A 1,126-nucleotide genomic window follows, 5' to 3' on the forward strand; every position below is an offset into this window, starting at 1 on the left:
TTTCAGATTTCCGCCGCTGCCTCCCGCAGGTACGTCTCCAGCCGTCTGATGGATGCGGTCACGCTTCTCGTGTCGAGTCGGCAGGTGTAGAGGCGACGGACGAGTGTGGGCTGTCGCATGGGCAGGACCACGACGCTCGGCGGGGCGTCCAACAGCAACAAGCGCGGCAGCAGTGCGACGCCGAGACCTGCCGCGACGAGATTGAGCGCGGTGCGGAAGTCCATGCCGTCGAAGTCCAACCGGTGTCCGCTTACCCGGTCGCGGTCGAGGGGTGAGGCTGCCAGGTCGCGGGCGTCGACCGCGGTGTTGATCCATGCGTTCGACGGCAGGTCGGCTGGGGTGACACTGTCAGCTCCGGCCAGGGGATGGCCGATGGGAAGGACGACCATGATCGGATCGTCCATGAGGTGCTCTTGCGTGAGCCCGGCGGGCACTGGCCCGGGAGCGTGTTCGTAGTCGAAGGTGATGGCCAGGTCGATCTCTCCGCGGAACAGCAGCGCGTGTGTTTCGCGCTGCTCAAGTTCGCGGAGGGTGATGTGAACTGCCGGATGGGTCGCACGCAGGCGTGCGAGCGCGGGAGGGACGATGGAGGCTGCCGCCGAGATGAACGCGCCGAGCCGCACCTCGCCGCCGGTTCCGTCCGCGAGCGCTGCGAGCTCGGTGGCGGCGCGACTCATCGACTCGCTGATCGCGGCCTCGGTGTCGAGGAGGACCTGTCCGGCCTCGGTCGCACGGACGGGCCGCCGGACCACGACTCGCGCACCGACCCGTCGTTCCAGTTCCGCGACCTGCTGCGAGACCGCGGACTGGGTGTAGCCCAGCTCCTCTGCGGCAGCGGCGAACGAGCCGAGCCGCACGACGGCCGCAAGGGTCACCAGATGCCGCGGATCGAACGACCAAGACATGAAGTTAAGGATAGCTTATCGACCGTGGAGGGATCATTGCTTGTGCTAATCCAGAGGCGTGACTGACGCTGGACGCATGGACTTCACGCAATTCGACACCGCGATCAACAAGCTCCCCCGATGCCGGGTCGGGTTCTACCCCACTCCGTTCCACGCCTTGTCCAACCTGTCGGCGGCGTACGGGATCAACCTCTTCATGAAGCGCGAGGACCTGGCAGGGC

At 66.5% G+C, this 1,126-nt stretch carries 1 protein-coding gene; it reads right to left on the reverse strand.

The window, feature by feature from the left end:
* Positions 1 to 2: 2 nt before the first annotated feature.
* Complete coding sequence (locus ACSHXN_RS48050; protein ID WP_438307171.1) at positions 3 to 905, reverse strand: LysR family transcriptional regulator; 903 nt, start codon at positions 903 to 905, stop codon at positions 3 to 5.
* Positions 906 to 1,126 lie beyond the last annotated feature (221 nt).

Source organism: Streptomyces sp. HUAS TT11 (genome assembly GCF_051553595.1).
GTDB lineage: Bacteria > Actinomycetota > Actinomycetes > Streptomycetales > Streptomycetaceae > Streptomyces.

Bases quoted from the DNA above. Each gene is read 5' to 3' on its own strand.
- ACSHXN_RS48050 (WP_438307171.1), bottom strand. From the start codon at position 905: ATGTCTTGGTCGTTCGATCCGCGGCATCTGGTGACCCTTGCGGCCGTC.